This is a genomic window from Pseudomonas sp. DrBHI1 (genome assembly GCF_002205115.1).
Classification (GTDB): domain Bacteria; phylum Pseudomonadota; class Gammaproteobacteria; order Pseudomonadales; family Pseudomonadaceae; genus Aquipseudomonas; species Aquipseudomonas mosselii.
On the sequence record NZ_NIBE01000143.1, the window covers coordinates 62,182 to 64,897 of the forward strand.

A 2,716-nucleotide genomic window follows, 5' to 3' on the forward strand; every position below is an offset into this window, starting at 1 on the left:
CACCACGGCATCCGCGATACCCGGCTCAGCCTTCAGCGCGGCTTCGATCTCGCCCAGCTCGACCCGCACGCCACGGATCTTCACCTGGTCGTCATTGCGGCCCTGGTAGTCCAGCGTGCCGTCGGCATTCCAGCGCACCAGATCGCCCGTGCGGTACATCCGGCCGCCGTTGAACGGATCGTCGAGGAAACGCTCGGCGGTCAGTTCAGGACGGTTGAGGTAACCTCGGGCGACCTGCGCACCACCGATGTACAACTCGCCTATCACACCCACCGGTACGGGTTGGCGTTGCTCGTCCAACACATAGACGCAGGTGTTGGCGGTCGGCTTGCCGATATGCAGCGCACCGCCCGGTTGCAGTTGCCCCGACGTCGCCACCACGGTGGTTTCGGTCGGGCCATAGTTGTTGACCAGCGCAAAGCCCGGATCACGGTCGAACTGGCGCAGGCGATCACCGCCGACCAGCAGCGTGCGCAGGGTCGGGTGCTGGCGTTCGCGGCGCAGCGCCTGCTCGGCGACCGGTGTCGGCAGGAAGCTCACGTGCAGCGGCTGCTCCAGCCACCAGTCGAGCAGTTCATCGACATGCTCGCCGCCGATGGACGCCGGCGGCAGGTGCAGCACCGCCCCGGTGCACAGGGCCGGCCAGGCTTCCCAGGCCATGGCGTCGAAGCCGAAGCCGGCAACGCTGGAGGTGTGGCTGCCTGCGCCCAGATCGAACGCCTGGCAATGCCAGTGAATCAGGTTGGCCAGGGTGCGGTGCTCGACCATCACCCCCTTGGGCTGGCCGGTGGAGCCGGAGGTGTAGATCACATAGGCCAGCTGATTCTCGTCCAGCCCCACAACTACTGGGTTGCTGGCAGGTTGGTCGGCCCAGGCATCAGCATCCAGAACAGCCTTGGCCACATCCCCAGCCAACGCTTCGGTGGCCGATTCGACCAGCACCAGCGTCGGCGCGCTGTCGCTGAGCAGATAGGCAATCCGCTGCGCCGGATAACCCGGATCGACCGGCACATATGCCGCGCCGGCCTTCAGCACCGCCAGCATCGCCACCATCCGTTGCGGACCACGTTCCAGGCACAGCACCACACGGTCGCCCAAGACCACGCCACGCTCGATCAGGTGATGAGCCAGGCGGTTGGCACGCTGGTTGAGCTCGCCGTAGGTCAGACGCAACTCACCCTGTACAACGGCCAATGCTTCAGGCGCTTGGGCCTCGACCAGCGCGTGCACGGTCTGCCCTTGCGAATAGGCCTCGGCTGTTGCGTTGAAGTCCTCCAGCACCTGGCGCGAAGCTTCGTCATCCAGCATCGGCAAGGCTTCGACCACTTGCCCCGGGCACTGCTGCAGGGCCTGCACCAATTGGCCGAGAGTATTGACCATCCAGCCGCCGATCTGCGCCGCCGGCAGCCCTTCGGCGGCCAGCACGCTCAAGCTGAAGCCCTCACCCAGGTCGTCGACGCTCAGGGTCAGCGGGTAGTTGCTGCGCTCCTCGCCACCCAGCAGGCGCACGCCCTGCCAGATGCCCTCACCGTCGCGAGCGACACCCTCGGTACTGTGGCGGTAGTTGAGCAAGGCACTGAACAATGGCGCCGAAGCAGCCACGCCGCTGCAACGCTGGGCCAGCGCCAGGGGCGCGTGCTCGTGACCAAGCAGGGCCGACAATCGCTTATGGGTGAGGCGCAGCGCCTGGTCCACCGGCAACGCGGTATCCACCCGCAATGGCAGGGTGTTGATAAACATGCCGAGCGCCCGGTCGGCGCCCTCGCCTGCTTGCAGGCGGCCCATCAGCACGGTGCCGAACACCACGTCACTGCGCCCCGCCAGCACGCCCACCACGCGAGCCCAGGCCAGGTGAACCAGGCTGGCGGCGCTGACGCCGCGCTGCCGCGCTTGCTCACGCAGCCCATGGGCCAGGGTGGCCGGCAGCATCAGCGCGGCATGTTCGACCTGCCCCCCGTCCCCCTGCACATCGGCCAGGCCATACGGCAGGGTCGGCTCGTCGATATCACCCAGTTGCGCACGGAAGAACGCCTCGTGGCCGGCCTGATCGTCGCCCAGGCAAACCTGGGCGACATAATTGCGATACGGCACCGCTGCATGGAGCGTGGTGCCACGTCCGTCCAGCAGCGCCTGCATCTCCTCGCCGACCACGGCCATGGCGGCGTGGTCGAGGGTCAGGTGGTGGAACTGCAGCAGGGCTACCCACTCGCCCTGGCGCGGATCCTCGGCATAGACCAGGCGCAGCAAGGGCGCCCGGGTCAGGTCCAGACGCTGCTGACGTGCATCGAAACGGGCCTGCAGTTGCTCGATCACCGCCGCTTCGCCCAGTCCGGTGACCTCACTGACTGCCAGCTGGGCCTGGCGCCAGACCACCTGCACCGGCTCGCCCAGTCCTTCCCAGACCACCGAGGTGCGCAGGATGTCGTGGCGGTCGATGACCTGTTGCAAGGCCTCGGCCCAGGTACGCAGCCGCTCCAGGCTGTCGAAGGCCAGGCGCGACTGCAGCAGGTACGGGTCGCCCTGCTCGGCGCTGAGGTGGTGGTAGAGAATGCCCGATTGCAACGGCGCCAGCGGGTAGATTTCCTGGACGTTGGCCGCACCACCCGGCACGCTGGCGACGATGCGGTCGATGCTGGCCTGGTCCAGCTCGATCAGGCTGAGCATGTCCGGGGTGATCTGCGTCGCACCTTGCGGCACACGGTTCTCAGGCACTGCC

The 2,716-nt window shown here is 67.3% G+C and carries 1 protein-coding gene; it reads right to left on the reverse strand.

The features are described 5' to 3' along the window. A partial coding sequence (locus CC207_RS28130) for an amino acid adenylation domain-containing protein (protein ID WP_256582363.1) occupies window positions 1–2,716 on the reverse strand: 2,716 nt, incomplete at both ends.